This window comes from Chryseobacterium joostei (assembly GCF_003815775.1).
Taxonomy (GTDB): domain Bacteria; phylum Bacteroidota; class Bacteroidia; order Flavobacteriales; family Weeksellaceae; genus Chryseobacterium; species Chryseobacterium joostei.
The window spans coordinates 4022085-4040446 of the sequence record NZ_CP033926.1; the positions used below are offsets into that span (position 1 = coordinate 4022085).

Annotated in this window: 16 protein-coding genes and 1 tRNA gene; 10 read left to right on the forward strand and 7 right to left on the reverse strand. The window is 35.8% G+C overall.

The features are described from left to right. Positions 1-13 precede the first annotated feature (13 nt). From EG359_RS18410 to rbfA, 4 genes are all read right to left on the reverse strand, one after another. On the reverse strand, positions 14-751 hold the full coding sequence (locus EG359_RS18410; protein ID WP_076356221.1) for a shikimate dehydrogenase family protein: 738 nt from the start codon (positions 749-751) through the stop codon (positions 14-16). 64 nt (positions 752-815) lie between these two features. After that, positions 816-2612: an endonuclease gene (locus tag EG359_RS18415; protein ID WP_076356223.1), complete on the reverse strand. Its 1797-nt coding sequence runs from the start codon at positions 2610-2612 to the stop codon at positions 816-818. Positions 2613-2692: 80 nt separating this feature from the next. After that, a complete protein-coding gene (locus EG359_RS18420) occupies positions 2693-3901 on the reverse strand; it encodes an ABC transporter permease (RefSeq protein ID WP_076356225.1) in 1209 nt (402 codons plus the stop codon). A gap of 3 nt (positions 3902-3904) precedes the next feature. Beyond that, a complete protein-coding gene (gene rbfA / locus EG359_RS18425) occupies positions 3905-4264 on the reverse strand; it encodes a 30S ribosome-binding factor RbfA (protein ID WP_076356227.1) in 360 nt (119 codons plus the stop codon). A gap of 93 nt (positions 4265-4357) precedes the next feature. Between rbfA and mce the strand changes: the two genes are divergently transcribed. Next, positions 4358-4756, forward strand: a complete 399-nt coding sequence (gene mce / locus EG359_RS18430) for a methylmalonyl-CoA epimerase (RefSeq protein ID WP_076356229.1) — start codon at positions 4358-4360, stop codon at positions 4754-4756. Between the two features lie 62 nt (positions 4757-4818). After that, positions 4819-4892: transfer RNA gene (locus EG359_RS18435), tRNA-Ile, on the forward strand. 70 nt (positions 4893-4962) lie between these two features. Here EG359_RS18435 and EG359_RS18440 read toward each other — a convergent pair. Beyond that, complete coding sequence (locus EG359_RS18440; RefSeq protein WP_076356231.1) at positions 4963-5727, reverse strand: response regulator transcription factor; 765 nt, start codon at positions 5725-5727, stop codon at positions 4963-4965. A gap of 180 nt (positions 5728-5907) precedes the next feature. On the opposite strand from EG359_RS18440, the gene EG359_RS18445 reads away from it, so the two are divergent. The 5 genes from EG359_RS18445 to EG359_RS18465 all read left to right on the forward strand — a co-directional run bounded on the left by EG359_RS18445 (position 5908) and on the right by EG359_RS18465 (position 13655). Next, on the forward strand, positions 5908-7965 hold the full coding sequence (locus EG359_RS18445; protein ID WP_076356233.1) for a murein L,D-transpeptidase catalytic domain-containing protein: 2058 nt from the start codon (positions 5908-5910) through the stop codon (positions 7963-7965). Between the two features lie 292 nt (positions 7966-8257). After that, positions 8258-10009 carry an alkaline phosphatase D family protein gene (locus EG359_RS18450; RefSeq protein ID WP_084180507.1) on the forward strand — a complete coding sequence of 584 codons (1752 nt, stop codon included), beginning with the start codon at positions 8258-8260 and terminating at the stop codon, positions 10007-10009. Positions 10010-10106: 97 nt separating this feature from the next. Further along, positions 10107-10793, forward strand: coding sequence for a hypothetical protein (locus tag EG359_RS18455; RefSeq protein ID WP_123867442.1), 687 nt, complete (start codon positions 10107-10109; stop codon positions 10791-10793). A gap of 222 nt (positions 10794-11015) precedes the next feature. Further along, complete coding sequence (locus EG359_RS18460; protein WP_076356239.1) at positions 11016-12596, forward strand: Na+/H+ antiporter; 1581 nt, start codon at positions 11016-11018, stop codon at positions 12594-12596. A gap of 12 nt (positions 12597-12608) precedes the next feature. Next, the gene (locus EG359_RS18465) at positions 12609-13655 is read left to right on the forward strand and encodes an MBL fold metallo-hydrolase (protein ID WP_076356241.1); all 1047 of its coding nucleotides are present in this window, start codon (positions 12609-12611) and stop codon (positions 13653-13655) included. Between the two features lie 96 nt (positions 13656-13751). Here EG359_RS18465 and EG359_RS18470 read toward each other — a convergent pair whose 3' ends face one another. Next, the gene (locus EG359_RS18470; RefSeq protein ID WP_076356243.1) at positions 13752-14609 is read right to left on the reverse strand and encodes a DUF4822 domain-containing protein; all 858 of its coding nucleotides are present in this window, start codon (positions 14607-14609) and stop codon (positions 13752-13754) included. Positions 14610-14726: 117 nt separating this feature from the next. Beyond that, positions 14727-15596: a hypothetical protein gene (locus EG359_RS18475; protein ID WP_228435104.1), complete on the reverse strand. Its 870-nt coding sequence runs from the start codon at positions 15594-15596 to the stop codon at positions 14727-14729. Positions 15597-15796: 200 nt separating this feature from the next. Here EG359_RS18475 and EG359_RS18480 point away from each other — a divergent pair, with 200 nt between their 5' ends. The 3 genes from EG359_RS18480 (at position 15797) to EG359_RS18490 (ending at position 18357) form a co-directional block, all read left to right on the forward strand. After that, complete coding sequence (locus EG359_RS18480; protein WP_076356245.1) at positions 15797-16510, forward strand: DUF434 domain-containing protein; 714 nt, start codon at positions 15797-15799, stop codon at positions 16508-16510. A 3-nt stretch (positions 16511-16513) separates the two neighbouring features. Continuing rightward, positions 16514-17170: a hypothetical protein gene (locus EG359_RS18485; RefSeq protein ID WP_076356247.1), complete on the forward strand. Its 657-nt coding sequence runs from the start codon at positions 16514-16516 to the stop codon at positions 17168-17170. Between the two features lie 143 nt (positions 17171-17313). Beyond that, positions 17314-18357, forward strand: coding sequence for a hypothetical protein (locus EG359_RS18490; RefSeq protein WP_076356249.1), 1044 nt, complete (start codon positions 17314-17316; stop codon positions 18355-18357). Positions 18358-18362: the final 5 nt, after the last annotated feature.

Consider the following 18362-nt stretch of genomic DNA (forward strand, 5'->3'; position numbering starts at 1 on the left):
GTACTAATTTATGTTATTTTTTTTGAAAATTCCAAATTTCCCAAGCTTTTTCTGCTTGCTGCTCAAGCATATAATAACCGTTTACTGTTTTTGCTCCTTTTTCAGAGGCATTAATGATAAATTGGGTGTAGTTTGGATTGTATATTAAATCGATAACCAAATGCTCGGAAGAAAGCGCGTCAAAAGGGAATTTCAGACAATCTTTAACATTTGGAAATGTCCCTACTGGCGTACATTGAACAATAATTTTATGCTCCTGAACGGTTTCCGTATCAAGGTTTTCAAAATTTGTTTCAGAGTTTCTTGTAATCGTTTTGGATGGGATATTGTGTTTATCCAGTACATATTTTACTGCCTTTGCAGCTCCTCCGTTACCTAGAATCAAAGCTTTGTCCTGTGCATTTTTTTTGTGCAGAAAAAGTGTTTTTTCGAAGCCGAAAGCGTCCGTATTGTATCCTGTTTTTTTACCATTTTGAATTAAAACGCAGTTTACAGCTCCTATTTTTTCAGCTTCATCACTCAATTCATCAAGGTAGCTGATGATTTGTTCTTTGTAAGGGATCGTAACATTGAATCCTAAAAGTTCCGGTGAAGAAAAAAGGTTTTCCACTTCATTAATTTCATTCAGGTCAAAAATATCATAGGAAAAGTCTTTAAGCATAAGCTTTTGAAACTTATTTTCGAAGAATTTTTTAGAAAAGGAATAGGAAATATTACGTCCTATTAATCCTAATTTTTTATTGGAATCCATATGATCAAAATTAAAAAAAAAGACCGGATAAATCCGGCCTTTAGTTTGAAATATTTTGTAATAATTATTCTACGATGAATTTGGTAGAGAAATTATCTGTTTTTAGGATGTATGTTCCTTTTACCAAACCTTTTAGATTAATCTTGTTTGAGTTTTTGAAAGGATTTGCAATCACTTCAATCACTTTTCCTGAAAGGTCATAGATTTCTGCTTTTACAATTTTGCTAAGATTCTCTCCTTTTACGAATAGTTCGTTGTTTTTTACCGGGTTAGGGTAGATGGTGAAGTCTGACTTGTTTTTTGCTGTTTCATTGGTTCCTAATGATCCATTGTAACATGTCCAGGTTAAGTCATCCAGAGCAGGTCTGTCTTCTGTAGATGAATTGGTAAGCTTAATAGTAATGTTTCCACTTACATTAATGTTGTTAATTGTAGTAGTTTTTACTGTTGCGCTATAAGGAATAGTTCCTACATTCACATCATTAATAAAAACATTTATATTTCCAGCATTTCCATTGAATTTTAATTGAGTAGTTAAGGTAAGGCTTTGGATTCCTCCTGAAATTACTGAACTTGTTAAAGTACCATTTCTAATTGTAATTGCTTTGCCGTTGATGGTTTGATCAATTCTTGCATCTGTTGCAGTCCAAGTTATATTATTGTTGGTCCATACTCTTGTATTATAAGCAGGGTTGGTAGATGTAGGAATATTAGCGAAGTCTTCTGTTCCACAGTTTCCTCCTCCTGTAGCCGGCCCATCAAGAGTTATTCCTATTGCTGAATTACTTTGTGGTGAATTATTTGCAAAAGCATCTCTGGCAATTACGTAGAATGTATATGATGTAAGTGGAGATAACCCTGTCACGGTAGCAGTTGTAGATGTACCTGATACTGTAGTTTTCAATGTTCCATTTACATAGATATCATAAGCTGTTACACCAATGTTATCTGTTGCCGCAGTCCAGCTTAATGAGATAGAGTTTGAAGTAGGTGTATTGGTAGCTAAATTGGTAGGAGCTGTAGGAGCTTGGTTGTCAACTACAGGAGTTCCCCAAATCAACTCAGCATAGGCCGAGTTATCTATAAAAGGATTTCTGTTCCCTTGAAATGTATATGCTGCATTATTTCTAGCTGTTTCAGCATCGGATACAGGATCCATGGCATTCCAGGCTAAAAGCTGCTGAAGTTCCCAATCCTGAAGACCCGGGAAAGCTGATCCTCCAAGCATATCTCCGGAAGAGAAGCCTGCAAGTTGTGTTTCATATCTTGTTACAAAATAAAAAATCATTCTTGCAACATCTCCTTTGAATGCATCAATAGGTTCAAATACAATTCCTGAATATCCTGGAGAAACTGAATTTCCTAATTTAGAACCATTCTGTGAAGTGTAAGAAGGTGTATTTCCTACTTTTCCGAAAGGGTAGTTAGATCTCATACCATTTACTTTACCATCTGTAGCGCGGATAAAGTGGATATCAGACTTCATAGGAAATGCTTCATTGAATAAACTTTGGGGAACAATGTGCTCTCTGTTATAGCATTGTCCTTCAGTACTATATTGTCCACATTGGGTGGTTCCTACATTGAAATTATAAGGATCAGGTCCATTAGGATTTTCAGAGTAGATGTCTAATATGGTTCCATCATTTTCATACGTTGTATCACGATCAGTTGTGAAATAGGCGGTCCATAGGCCAGAATAGCCTTTATCTTGGTGTCCTTCTTTAATGATTGTTCTTAGGGCTGTTTTAAGAGGAGCTCCTGTTAAACCCACTGCAGGGGCATAATAACCGGGAGGAGCTTGTGCAATTGCGTTGATAAATGCAAAGCTTAATAAGAAAAAAGATAAAATTCGTTTCATTTCTTTAAAATTGGGCCGTAAAGGTACAAAAAAACGAAACCGTAATGGATTAATTTAACGAAATACGTAAGTATTGTATATTAATTTTTTGTAATATGCTCTTTGCTGATCTTTGAAAAGAACCATGAAATAGCAAATCCAAATAGGGAAGCAGTAAGCGCTACGATTAAATAATTTTTGCCTACTATTTTTACCGGGAAAGGCAATACTTCATTTGCTCTGAAGAATTCTGTGTAGAGTTGGAAATAGCATAAGGCCGTTCCAAGCATCAATCCGGTAATTACTCCGGAAACAACAATAAGAATTCCGGTATAGAAATAGGTCATTCTCAGATGACTTAAAGGGAAACCTAATGAAATAAGTGATTTTGCCTGTTCTTTTTTATCAAGCTGTAAAATAATGATGGCTCCTGCAAGATTAAATGTGGTGATGAATATTACCAGTGCAAAGATCAGGTAGATAAACATCTTTTCAGTATTAATCATTTTCCAGAAAGCGGCATTCTCTTCTTCCTTTGTTTTTATTTCAATACTTTTTCCAAAAGAAGAAAGCAGACTTTGCTTTACTGCATCTGCGTTTTCCGGATTTTTTAACTTAATAACAATTTGATATGCTGATTTTTTTGGAAGGCTTAATAATTCTTCGGTAAGTTCAATAGGAGAGATGATATAATTGTCCAGTTGATCTTTTCCAGGGAAAACACCTGTTACCAGAATATCTCTTTTATTGTAAATATCCTCTTCCTTGTTGATAATTCCGGTTCCGGCTTTCGGCATAAATACCGTCGCATAATGATTGGTAGAATCAACAGGAATTGATAATCTGTTATCCAGACTATTTTCCATCAAGACTTCATTAGAATACTTGAAGCTTGGGTAAGTTCCATAGAATACATCTTTATTGATGGGGTTTACCTTGGTATAAGCAGAATCTACACCTCTTAAATAGGCAATATCCCCTTTCCCGTTAAAATTGATGTATACCTTTTCTTCAATAATACGGGAATAGTTAAGGATTTCTTTATTATTATTGCTTAAAACCTTACTAACCTGATCAAAGTTTTTAATGGTTTTTCCTGATGAGCTTTTTAAGGTTAGATCTGCATGAAGATTAGAAATAAGGTCTTTATTCAAATCTTCAAGACCTGAGAAAACGGAAATAATCACGAACATTGCAGCCACAGCAACCGTCATGGCACCTACTGCCAGCCACGTAATGAACGTAACAGCGGTACTGCCTTTTTTTGCCAAAAGGTATCTGGATGCTATGTAAAATGCAATATTCTTCAAGATCTACAAAACAGGATTGTCACCTTCGCCTCTTAATTCTCTTTCTAATTTTTCAACATCATCAAGAGCAGTGTCAAGATAAAAGTTAAGTTGTGGTATAATACGTACCTGTTTTGCCATTTTCTGACCAATGAAATTTCTATATTGAGGCTTGTTTTCCTCTATTTCTTTCATTACAGCAGAACGGAATTCCTGTGGGAAAATGCTTAAATAAATTTTAGCAATACCCAAATCTGCCGTTACCTTTACATCTGAAACGGATACTAATATACTTTGCTTACTCTCTGAAGCCTGTTTACGGAAAAGCTCTGCGAAGTCTTCCTGAATAATTTGTGCTACTTTTCTTTGTCTGTTACTTTCCATAATTTATGCAAATTTAGTACTTTTGTTTGAATTGATACTTTGAAATTCAGCCGGAGTATCAAATTTACGATTTAATTATATTTATTACTATTTATGAAGCTAGAACATATTGGTATTGCCGTAAAGTCTTTGGGGATCTCTGATGAGCTTTTTACCAAATTATTAGGAAAAGAATCCTACAAAAAAGAAACTGTTGAAAGAGAGGGCGTGGTAACGTCTTTTTACGAAACAGGAGAAAGTAAAATTGAATTATTGGAAGCCAGTAATCCCGAAAGCCCCATCTCAAAATTCATCGAAAAAAAGGGTGAAGGTATCCATCATTTAGCTTTTGGAGTAAAAAATATTGTAGAAGAAGTAAAAAGATTAAAAAAAGAAGGATTTCAGTTTATCTCTGAAGAGCCTAAAGAAGGTGCTGATAACAAATTAGTTGTATTCCTACATCCGAAGTCTACAAACGGTGTGTTGGTAGAACTTTGCCAAGAAAAGCAATAAAAAATTTTGTAGTGAAATAATTTTTACTATTTTTGCAAACACAAAATTTAACCAAGTTTTGAGGTCCTATAGCTCAGTTGGTTAGAGCACCTGACTCATAATCAGGTGGTCCCTGGTTCGAGCCCAGGTGGGACCACATAAAATCAACCACTTACAGTAATGTGAGTGGTTTTTTATTATATATAAAATATAAAATTCCCTTGCAGCTAAATTAAACCTCTTTGAAAACAGATTTTCATAAGTTCTGAAGTGTTCTTTGATTGCATTTTTTCCAGGATGTTTTTTCTATGAGTACGGACGGTGTAAAAGGAAATGTTTAATATTTTTGAAATTTCTGATGCAGAAAGACCTTTTGTAATGAAGTTTAAAATTTCTAACTCTCTCTTTGTAAGAGTTTCCTGTTCTTTCTCTTTCGATTCTTTGCTATAGTGCATTTGATGAAAATCACTACGGTTACCAATTCCGGAAACTAATACAGTGTAAGGATTTTCCTTTACAAGATGCTGGATATTAGTGTGTATATTAACTGCTTGCAATAGCTTTCCTTCTTTACTTTTTAATGTATGTATTGATTGATGATGAAACATTTCGTAATGCTCTGTTTCTATTTTCATCCGAAAGCAATAGCTGCTTTTCAATTGAGTTTGGTGTTCCCATCCAATTTCCTGCATTTTTTCAATGGTCATTTTTTCAGCTTCCATTACAAACTCAATATCATCGGGGTGAATAAGATCTATAACTTCCTTTAAATGCTTGGGGTACTTTTTCAAGCCATGCATGGTCAAAATACTTTCATGATGATTGGTTAGTGTACTGTCTGCAATATTTAAAACATAATAATAAAAATTTCCAATACAGAACATTTCAGCAATCAGTCGTTTTATAGGGGGAGCTTTCAGAGATTGCTTCTCATTATGCATAGCATTAGGATATTGATCCCATACTTGCTGGAGCGGATGTTGATTATTCATTTTCAGGTCATTTAGTTTTTTATAAAGATAGTTAAAGTATGTTAAAAATACAACAATTGTTGTATTGTGAAGAGCCTCTTATTTGTGGAATTTTGAAATAAAATACGAAGTACTTGTATGAGGCCTTTTGCAATAATTCGAAAGGCAACTATCTAAAACTAAAACCAAAAACTCAAAATTATGTCAACAAAAATTTCAAAAATTCCGAAGTTCGGCGATAATGGAAAACATGTAGCCGTGTTACAGCAAATTCTAACAAATTTAGGTTTTGGGAGTACTGTACAAGAAATTGATGGTGGCTTTGGTCCCAAAACAAAGAATGCAATACTGGCATTTCAGAAATCAAATGGAATAGCAGCAACAGGTACAATTGATAGTACCACTCAACATGCGCTTAATCTGGAACTGGATGAAGATCTCTATTCCTATAACCTTTCATTTTTAGAGGGAATCAATAGAGATAAACAAATGACTCCGCTAGAGGGACAAGAATATTTAAATGGAATGATTGCATTATGTACAAATTTAGAACAGGTGTCCCAAGCTAAAACCGAAGCTCACAAAGAAGCTCCGGTGAATGCAGAATGTGCCACTACCTGTTCTACTTTTCTGGAATATGCCTTTAGAAATGCAGGATTGGATTCAAAATCAATATTGTTTAACGACCATACAAAGTATTATCCTACTCATAATGTTGAAATAATGTTGTATCGTTTGGGTTTTAAATATTATCTGAAAAAGGAATATAAAACACAGAAAGGAGCAGTAGGAGTCATGGCGAGAGGGAAATTCTATGAAACCTTTGATCATACATTTCATATTTATGTAATCTTAGAAGAAGAAAACGAATTGTATGATAAAAAAATGGATAACGGAAAGTATGGGGTGGTTTATACAGAGGATGATGTGAAAGTAGCAACTCGCGGATTTTGGCTACCAGACGGTATTTTACCAGCACCTCGGAATCCTGTGGCTGTGCCTGCCGCCATTACTGCGACTCAAGAACATGAAGAAGATATACTTGGTAATACAGAAGAACTCCCTGTTAAATTTAAAACCTTGGAGAATATTCCATCTTATGAATGGAGAGAATCCAATTTGATTTCGTTTACAAGCGGTATGAGAATAGATGCAGATGGTTCACCAAGAGCTTATCACAGAGACAGTTCTCTGGCATTAGATTATCTGGGAAATGCTGGACATTCCGGTAAATGGTGGGCACTGGCAACAGATAATAAACAAGAATCCGGAAATCCATTGATTCAGAAAAATACCGATCCGGCACCAGGGTATTATATATCAATGACTTCTCTTCAGGATAGAACGAAGAATTATAGCGACCCCAATAGGTATGTAAATTCAGAGACAATACCCTACATTGTTTTACCGGGTGGGTTTTCTGACGATTTTTCTCTGGGTGATATTGCATTGGTGATTAATAAAGATAACAACAAACAATGTTTTGCCATTTTTGCTGATCACGGTCCCAAAGGTAAATTAGGTGAGGGGTCTGTTTATCTTGCAAAACAATTGGGAATTAACGGCAGTGCCAAATCCGGAGGTAAAGATTCTAACGTTCAGTATATTTTGATTAAAAATTCAGGGAATGGAACCGTTTTAACCAATGAAGAAATCCAGCAAATAGGAGCTGAAAAACTTCATATGGATGGAATGAATAAAATTGCAGACTATCGTTTTCCCACCAACAATAAAAAGGAAATTGCCCTTAGACTTGCAGAAACTATTGGACAAAGAAAGGCACTTGAGAGATTGTTTAATTTCAAAAATGCTCAAGGAAGTCATGCTAATTTTTGGGCTATTGTTGATTTTAATAAGCCAAGCTCAGAAGAGCGACTATTTATTTTTAATTTAATTGATGAAAGCTTTAAAAAATACTTAGTTGCTCATGGTAAAAACTCAGGAGATAAATATGCTAAAACCTTTTCAAACGTAAATGGGTCTAACTGTTCAAGCCTTGGTGTTTACAAAACGGGGGAAACTTATATCGGGAAACATGGAAAATCATTACGGATAGATGGTTTGGAAAGCTCAAATTCTAATGTTCGGGAAAGAGCTATTGTTATTCATAGTGCAGATTATGTAGTTCCCAATTTTGAAAATACCGGACGTGCAGGACGTTCTGAGGGGTGTTTTGCTGTTCATCCATCTGTTTCCAATGAAGTGATTGAAAACCTGAAAGAAGGGTCCTACTTTTTAGCATGGTATCAGGGAGATTAGAATAATATATGAGTTTAAAATACTTTAATAGACTAAAAACCACTCACATCTCTGTAAGTGGTTTTTTATATTTCTATGCCTGATCAGTATGGGCCATATCCAAATGTTTCTAGTTTTGATACATAGGATCAAAAAAGTATCATTAATAATAAATAGTTCGGTATTTCTCTTGTAAATTTTAATTTTTAAAGAAAATATCGCATTAAACAAGTGTTTAAAAAAAGTGTAAGAATTAATTAAAATACAGTTAACAGCATTCTACAATAGATACCGTTGTTTTGCAGAAAAAATAATGATGGAAAACAACAACCAGTTCAACAGAAGAAGGTTTCTCAAAAATTCACTATTGGCAGCAGGAGGAATCTTCATTGCTCCTTTAATTGAAAGCTGTAGTGATGATTTTACAGAGAACAGTAACATCCCGAATGATCTTAAAAATACAGGATTTGAATCTGGTGTAGCAAGTTTTGATCCTACAGCAACGGGAGTGATTATCTGGACAAGATATTCTGTAGGTACCGATGCTGAAATTATCTGGGAAATAAGCAGAAACAGTAACTTTTCTGAGGTAATAAGAAAAGGACAAGCCAATGCTTCATCAGTCAATGATTTTACGATAGCAGTGGATGTACAAAACATTCCATCCAACACAAAATATTACTATAGATTCTATAACTATAAAACAAAGGAAAGCAGCGTAATAGGAGAAACCCTTACATTGCCTTCCAAAACAGATTCTGTAAACGAGGTGAAAATGGCTGTGGTATCATGTTCCAACTTTCCTGCAGGACTTTTCAATGTTTACGGGGCGATTGTTCAATCTGAAGCAGATGTAGTGGTACATCTTGGTGATTATATTTATGAATATGCTCCGGGGCAGTACGGAACCAATCCTTACACCAACCAACTTGGCAGAGCACATAAACCAGCTAAGGAAATCCTTAACCTGAGTGATTACAGAGAAAGATACAGACAGTACAGGAGCGATAAAAATCTTCAGCTTCTTCACCAGAAAAAACCTTTCATCTGTGTATGGGATGATCATGAGTTTGCCAATGATACTTATAAATCCGGTGCAGAAAACCATCAGCCTAATGAAGGAGATTTTCAGGCAAGAAAAATGGCTGCATTTCAGGCGTATAGCGAATATATTCCCCTGAAAACAGGAAAAGATCTAAGGATTTACAGAAGTTTTACCTTCGGAAATATTGTATCCCTTTACATGATGGATACGAGAGTAATTGCAAGAGATAAACAAATGGAGTATTCAGATTATCTGGATAACGCGGGGAACTTTGATCAGATAAAGTTTAAAGCAGATTTTTTAAGTACAAACAGAAAACTGATAGGAAGCGAGCAGATGACATGGCTGGGATCTCAGATCAATTCTGATACTGCAAAATGGAAAGTTTTGGGACAACAAATTCTAATGACGAAAATGATGGTTCCTGCAGAGCTTCTGATGCTATTGAACCAAATTCTTGCAGAAATAAAACAATACGGAAGTGCACAACCCGCAACAATGCAGGCGCTTCAGACTACAATTACCCAACTGATTGTTCTTAAAACAAGATACAAGCAGCAGGATCCAACACTTACTCTGCAGGAAATTGCAAGAATTACAACTACCTTACCTTATAATTTAGATGCGTGGGATGGATACTTTATGGAAAGAGAACAGCTATATTCAATTCTGGCAGGGAAAAAAGTGATAGTATTGGCTGGTGATACCCATAATGCATGGTTAGGAAAACTTACCAATGCTCAGGGTAATTTTATTGGAACCGAATTAGCATGCAGCTCCGTTTCCTCTCCCGGGCTTGAAGGATATCTTGGTATCACCTCCGATCCTACCAAGGCAATAGAATTGGCTCAGGCATTTTCATTGCTTATAGATGATTTAGATTATGCCAACCTTTACAAAAGAGGATATCTTCATGTAAAGTTTACCTCTGGAAGCTCTATGGCAGAGTGGAGGTTTGTAGATAATGTAATCTCTGAAACCTATAATGTTACAACCGAAAAAACATATACAATCTCATAGTTTCAAAAAGAACATATCTTATTTTCAATTTTGTATAAGAGCTGCAGTTATCCCTGTAGCTCTTTTTATTTTACCAATTTTTTTGTATCTTGAACATATGCAAGAGGATAAAGGAAAAGAGTTTTTACCGTTAGTTTCTAAGCCATGGTTCTTCATGACATGGGTGACCCGATTTTTCGCAGTACTTTTATTATTGGTGATGTTTTTGGTGATTTTAGCTTTACCAGCTATCATTTGTGGGCAGTTAACATGGTTTATTATAGTGGTTATACTGTATTATCCTGTTTTAGGATTTTTGCTTTACCGTTTTTTTCTTTATCAAAAAAAAATCAGAAAGAGAATAGTCAAAAGAATTGTGGTTGATGACAAGGGGGTACATTATGAAAGAGCAGATGGAACAATGGATGAGGTTCTTTACAGCAATTTAAAAGAATACTCCTTTTCAGATCAATATGATGTAGGTGTCAGCCCAAGAAACAAACAGTATATGCTGAAAGTGAATGACGGTGGCCGTATAGCAGATGTTGATTTTGATGGAATGGATGCCGGCTACTATTATTACTTTACCAATCTGAGAGCCTTGCGTAGAAAGTATATCCAGGGAATTGTATACTTCAGACCAGATCTACGTATAAATCCTTTTGTTTTTGATGTATACTATATCAATCCTGTGGATTTTACTTTCGATTGGAAAACCTACTGGATTAGTTTACTGAAAGTAGGGGGAATATTGATAATTTTAACCTTAGGGAGTGCTTTTTTATTGTATAAATTAGTGAGCTAATCTCTACAATAAACTAAAGAACAATTTTTTGTGTAATAAAAGTAATAGGTATCTTCTTTCTGGATTTTAACCATTTTTTAAAGTAAAAGACACTCTGATTCGTTCTGAAAATTAAAATCATATTCTTATATTTATTTTCTATTAAGACTTATTAACCAGATAGAAGCTGAGATCGTTTCTCAAAAAAAATATAATTTGGTTTAGAAATTAATTGAAAAACAAATGGTAGAAAATTTTATTTATTACTTAGGGCTGGTACTGGTGATTATTAGTGCCATTATGCTGGCCAATCGTTTAAAAGTGGCATATCCCATTATTTTGGTTGTTGCCGGTTTGCTCATCAGTTTTATTCCTGGTTTGCCAACGATAAAAATAGATCCCGAGCTTATCTTTATTATTTTCTTACCCCCGCTATTGTATGAAGCTGCCTTTGCCGTTTCATGGAAAGAAATCTGGAAACTGAGGCGGATCATTACAAGTTTTGCTTTTATTGTAGTATTTCTTACAGCAATATCTGTAGCTTTTATAGCCAATTCCTTTATTCCCGGGTTTTCATTGGCATTGGGTTTTGTACTGGGAGGAATTGTTTCCCCGCCGGATGCCGTGAGTGCCGGAGCCATTTTAAAGTTTGTAAAAGTTCCAAAGAATGCATCTACCGTTTTGGAGGGCGAAAGTTTGTTCAACGATGCTTCTTCACTGATCATCTTTCGGTTTGCAATGGTAGCCGTAGCTACGGGACAGTTTGTATGGCAAGAAGCTGCATTAAGCTTTGGCTGGATGGTATTTGGAGGCTTGGGAATAGGAGTTGTGCTGGCTTTTATCTTTTTAAAAATTGAAAAAATATTTCCTACCGATGTCAATATGGACGCTATTCTCAGTCTGGTAGCTCCGTATGTAATGTATATTGCTGCGGAAGAAGTACATGCTTCAGGGGTGTTGGCGGTTGTAAGTGGCGGGTTGTTTCTTTCCATAAGAAGACATGAAATTTTCAGAACATCAGAATCCAGATTAAGGGGCTCCAATGTTTGGGAAAGCTTTGTATTTCTGATTAACGGAATTGTCTTTTTATTGATAGGATTGGATCTTCCTGAAATTATGATAGGCTTAGATAAGGAGGGAATAAGTTTATCTGAAGCTGTTGGCTACGGTCTACTGGTTACAGCAGTACTGATTATTGTTCGTTTTCTTGCTTCATTTGGAGCTGTTCTCGTTACATTAATTATGCGGAATTTCATAGATGTTGCAGATAGAGATCCGGGAATGAAAGCTCCCATACTAATGGGTTGGACAGGGATGCGTGGAGTGGTTTCACTGGCGGCGGCTCTATCCATTCCTGTAGTGATGGAAAATGGACAGCCTTTTCCACATCGTGATCTGATCCTGTTTATAACCTTTGTCGTGATTCTGGTTACCCTTATCGTTCAGGGATTAACCTTACCTGCACTCATTCAGAAACTTAATCTGTCAGATTCCAACGGAGGATATATATCTGAAGAAGAATCAGAAAACTTCCTACGAAAGGGAATGCGCCGTGTAGCCATCAGCTACCTTAATGAAAATTATAAAGAAAGGAGAAATGAAAATGAGTATTTCAATAATTTGATGGACCGTTGGGAGCAGGAAGATCGAGATGATTCCGTTCATAAAGTATCTGATGAGGTCAAGGAAATTTACTTCAAAACATTGGAACAACAACGCATCTGGCTTCGGGAAGAAAACAGACGCAATCCGAACATTGATGAAGAATATATAAGACATTATTTAACAAGGCTGGATCTGGAAGAAGAAAGGCTCAGAATGTAAAAAATACAAGAAATGAATTTAGTAAAACAACTCGGGCAGTTTCCCGATGATAAAAGAAAAGACTATTTCAGTACACTTTCCAATTATGCCAATGGAAAATTTCAGAATATACTCACTACTCCTCCTTTATTAGAGGGAGAAAGTATGACCAAGGCATTGTTTCACAGCCTCTGTAAAGTAGAAAATACTTCACCAAGAACGGAGCTTCCGTTTGTAGTAACAGACCTGAAAAATATAGCTTCCGAAGAAAACGTACTCATCTGGTTTGGGCACAGTTCTTATTTCATGCAGATTGATGGCAAAAAGTTTTTAGTAGATCCTGTTTTCAGTGGAAATGCATCCCCAATGCCTGGATCTATAAAGGCATTTCAGGGAGCAGATTATTACAAACCGGAACATATACCGGAGATAGACTTTCTCCTTATTTCTCACGATCATTGGGATCATTTGGACTATAAAACCGTTCAGGCTTTAAAGGATAAGGTTACTACTGTAATTTGTGGTCTGGGAACAGGCCAGCACTTTGAATATTGGGGTTGGGAGCCGGAAAAGATCATTGAAAAAAACTGGTGGGATAGTATAGATATTGCGGATGGCTTTAAAATTACACTTACACCGGCAAGACATTTTTCCGGAAGACTATTGAACCGAAATATCTCACTTTGGACCTCCTTTGTTTTGAAAACCCCCACCAAGAATCTCTTTTTAGGCGGAGACAGTGGCTATGGAAATCATTTTACAGAGATAGGAGATAAATACGGACCTTTTGATTTAGCAGTAATGGAATGTGGGCAGTACAACGAGAAGTGGCCGTACATCCATACTTTGCCCGATCAGCTTATTGGGGAAATACAGGAATTAAAAGCGAAAAACTTTATTCCGGTACATCATTCAAAATTCAAATTAGCCCAGCATGCATGGTTTGAACCTGTGGAACTAGCAGCTAAAAATGCAGAAGAAAATCAGCAGCCAATTACTTTGCCTTTGATGGGTGAAAAAGTAGATTTGAATCAATTAGGAAAGACAACTTGGAAGAAATGGTGGGAAGATTATAAGTAAGAAAAAAATCTTTGTTGGGTTAATATAAAGATTCCCATAAAAATAAAACCTGCTCATTATTGAGCAGGTTTTCCTTATTATCAAAAAAAATAATCACTACTGAGGCTCGTTATGACTCACCTTAGTATGAATGATGTCGTAAAATACTGCCGGATTTGTTGCATCAGGAGTAATTCTATAGGTAAACGTAGTTTCGTTCAAAAGAAGAATATCCACAACACGGGTGAAAGTAACATTACCGTTATTATCTAAACCAACAAGGGTTCTTTTCTTTCCGTCAGGAGAGATAGACCATGTTCCCTGAGATCTCAATACATTGTTTAACCCGAAGATTTTGAAAGTACCGTTGGCTTTAAAGTAAGAGTATCCTACATAGCCAGCCACACTGGCATCGTTTAAAGCTACATTATTTCCGCTTTTATCTTTAGCTCCCGTAGTTTCCCAAGGGGTAGAAGCTAATGTTAGCTGTCCGTTACTGGGTTCAGCATGAGAAGTCTTCGTATGGATGATGTCATAATATACAGATGGATCAGCTGCATTAGGGCGAATTCTGTAAGTGAATTCATTTTTATTTAAAACCAAGATCTCAACATCACGCGTGAAGATGGTAGAGCCATCCGGATTCAAGGCTGCAATGGTTCTTGTCTTTCCCTGAGGATCTACAGACCAAGTTCCTCTGGATCTTAATACATCAGTCAGGCTGTAAATGGCAAACTTTCCGTCTGCTTTGAAGTAAGCAAAACCTACATAACCAGCTACACTGGCATCAGCTAATGCTACATTATTACCGTTCTTATCCTTAGCTCCGGTAGTTTCCCATGGAGTAGAAGACAGAACCTGTGAGGGAGTCTGCTGTTCAACAACAATTTCAGCATCATCATTAGAGCATGATACGAAAGAAGCAGATAAAAGAACTGCCGCAGACAGATAACATAGTTTTTTCAGTGTATTCATAAGGGTATTTTTTAAGTCTTTGCAAACTTATCCCGAATAAACATCAATACATTGTATAAAATATCTCTTTTGTTGTAGAATATATAACAGACGGTATACAATGAAGGTGAATTGATATTACCAACCTGTTACCAATAGATTTCTCGCCGCTTTCTCACTGCATTTCTGATATTTGGAATAGGCCAACGCAGCCTTACTTCTGATCTGTTCCCCAGATTCATTATTTACATATCCGGCTAATGCATCATGAAGAATATAAGCTTCCGGAGCCATAAGGTGGCTGGTCCATACCAAAGGATTGGCTTTGGTTTCCTTTAACAAAGGAGAGAAGAATTTTTTACTGTAACAAGCCAGAATGATGCAGTCTCGTGTTTTTCCATCCGTGTTTTTAAAAGACTCAGACAATTGAAAATCCATTAATCCATCATGTCCTATGTAAGAAACCAGACTTGAATTTCCATAAATACCGATACTGGTATTATTAACACGAACAATATCTTTCATCTGTCCCGAACTGCTGTAGAGAAAATCCTTTGTGCAGTTTTTGATATATTGTCCATCATAGGCATCAGCTACCAAATAATAGTTTTTCTTGGTGACATGTTGAAAAACAAGCCTCTCCATCCTTATCGAATCCTTTTTTTCAGACTTTAAAAATTTCCAGTCCTTACTTTTTTTAAAATACGTACGAACTCCATAGCCTGCTCCCCAATATAAATTTTGATCAGGATCCTGGCCATTTCCTATTTTTTCAGGAACAGGAACAATTCCCTGATATTTATTGTCGCACAAAGCTACAAGAACATGAATCGTTTTCGTATCCTTGTTAAAGTTGTCAACATTCTTCAGTTTTTCCTTTGATGCATTTCCAGATAAGTGAGTCTTGTTTGTAGACCGTTCTTTACCCTTGTTTTCACAGTTCATAAAACATAATCCTAAAGAAATTAACAGTAAGAAAAGCGAAACCTGATTTTGAATCTTCATCATTCTGTGCATTTTCCTTAAAAGTACAATAAACGATCAGTACAATACAATTATTTATCGAAGTTTTGTATGAAAATTTTCCAAAATAGATACTATTCAAACTGAAAATAAGTAGATTTTCAAAAACTTAAGTGTACTTCTCTAACTCGTATTTTTATGGTTGAAATTAATCTCCACTTCACAACAAAACTCTATTTTTGAGTATGAATAACAGAAACCGCGGAAAAAATACTGGTGACGACAACTTATTCGGTTCAGAAAAACAGATCAGCAAGCTGAAACTGGCGGTTCAGGATATGCAGTATTTGCTAACGAGAGGGTATGCAGAAAAAGCATCTTCTGAACTTGTAGGAAACAGATATAGGCTAAAAACAAGACAGATACAGGTGTTACGGGGTGCCTCAGCTTCTGATATACAAATTCATAATAGAAAACTAAAGCAACTAAATGTTCCTGATCTAAAGGATAAAACCATTTATCTTGATGGCTTCAATGTCCTGATTTTATTGGAAAGTTTATTGTCTGACGCCTACATTTTTGAGGGTGCTGATGGTTGTTTTCGAGATCTTTCCGGGGTTCATGGGACCTATAAAAGAGTAAATCAAACTTTAAAAGCGATAGAACTTGTTGCCGGATTCTTTCAAAAAAATCTAGTTCAGAAATTGGTTTGGGTTTTTGATCAACCCGTCTCCAACAGCGGAAGAATTAAACAAATTATTCTCGATTTTGCTTTGGAAAACAAACTCAATTGGGAAGCTGAATTACAATACAATCCGGATAAATTTCTGGCAGAAAGTTCAGAAATAATCATTTCATCAGATGCATGGATATTAGATCATTGCAAAGAATGGTTCAATCTTATTGGGTATTTGATTCAAGAAGAAAAACTGTCTGTTAATCTGATCAAAACAAGATAAAAAATGAGTTTATTTAACAAATATATTCCCCTGATTTCAGATTCGTGGAAAGAAAAATATCAGGGTATTTTAAAAGAAGAGCATCTGAAAAGCCTGGAGGAAAATATAAGGAAGTATAAAAATGATGCTTTAGAATGGGACTTCCCATATTTTAATGAAGAAATAACAATAAACAGAGCATGTAGTTTTGATAAGTTGATCAATATCTTCGGGGCTACAGATTCTGATGAGGTCATGGCAAAACATCTGGAAGCCATTCCGTTTGAAGACTGGCTTATTGTTTTGGGGCAAAGGCTTACTTCAGCGAGCATTCGTGATGAAAATGCAATTCCTCCTCTTCAGAATGTATTAATTGATGCCTGTAAGGAACCTTTTAACAATGAAATTACGATTGCCCAACGAGCCTGGGAAAAGCATACCGGAAGAATAGAAGATCATTTCTGGGGTGAAGTCAAGGGAAATAATCAACAGAAACAGGAGAAAGTAATGCAGAAAATCCATTATATTCTTGAAAATAAAACATGGTGGAACGTCTTCTTTCATTATAAACACGGACTTGTCTTTGAAGTAAGGGAAAAGCAGGGACACGGAATCCGATGGAGTCACGGAGGAAAAAAGCTGATTGGCTTTCTGGAAAAATTTATCAATGAACAATATTAACTACGCAAAAAGATCGCGCTCTTGGTTCGTAATTTTGCAGCCATGGAAAATGACCAGAGATCAGCATCACATGATCACTATAGATTCTTAAGCGTTAATTGAAAATAATTTAACTTACGCTTTATAAAACCTAATCACATCTTATGAAATATATTTTACTTTCCACTTTGGTTCTGTTTTCATGTAAAGGAAAAGAAGATAAGAAAACCATTGAAAAAAAGGATTCAATAGCAGTCGTAAAAACCAAGGAGTCTGTACCACAAGAAAATTTTGATGTCCTTAAAGTGCTGCTGGATGAAGAAGTAGGCAGAGAAAAGCCTGAAGAAATAGACTATAAAAACTACACGGTTTCTTTCAAAAATGATGATGATCCGTATACGGTAACCTATCAGAAAATAGCTTCTGATGATTTTAATAATGACGGGATCATGGATTATATTGTGGAAAGGAACTCAGAGGGAATGTTGGGTGGAAACGCCAATACCAACTCAGAAATTCTGTATATCATCACAGGAAAAGATCATAAAATTAGTCAAAGACATGAGATACAGGCATCCGCTCCCTTTTCATATAATGTTGTGGATGGATTATCTTATGAAGGCGGAAAGTTGAAAGCTTCAGCAATGCAAAACTACCGTTCCTATAATAAACCCATAGATAGTTTGGAATCTACAGAACTCTCCTTTGTTTACAAGGATGGAAATGTCTATGAAGAATCCTATCTCAACAGCTGTGCTTTGGCAAAATGGAAAAATAAAAAGATCTTCAATTCAGCTACCGAACACCGAAGAAGTATAGACAGACATAATTATACGGAAACAGTTGAGGACAAATACACATCAGACGGATTTAAAGCTTCCGCAGAGCTTTCGGGATGTGATAATTTGGAGATTATTTTTGAAGGAAACTATAAAATAAAAGAGATAAACCAAAAATCCATTGAGGAAAAGAGAAAACAGTTTTTGAGCTTTTTGGTTAAAAATACAAGTGTTCAGAAAGACCTTTCCGTAATTCAGAACTATTATCTTACGCATCAGCCCTCTGAAGAATCTGTCGCTGTAGGAAATCTTTCATTCTATATTTTCACTCATAAAAATAAAGGCGAAGTCAGCTTCCGACTTGTCATGACCGAAAATAATAATCCAAAACAAGAAGAAAACTGGGACATTGTAACCCGGAAAAAATAATATTT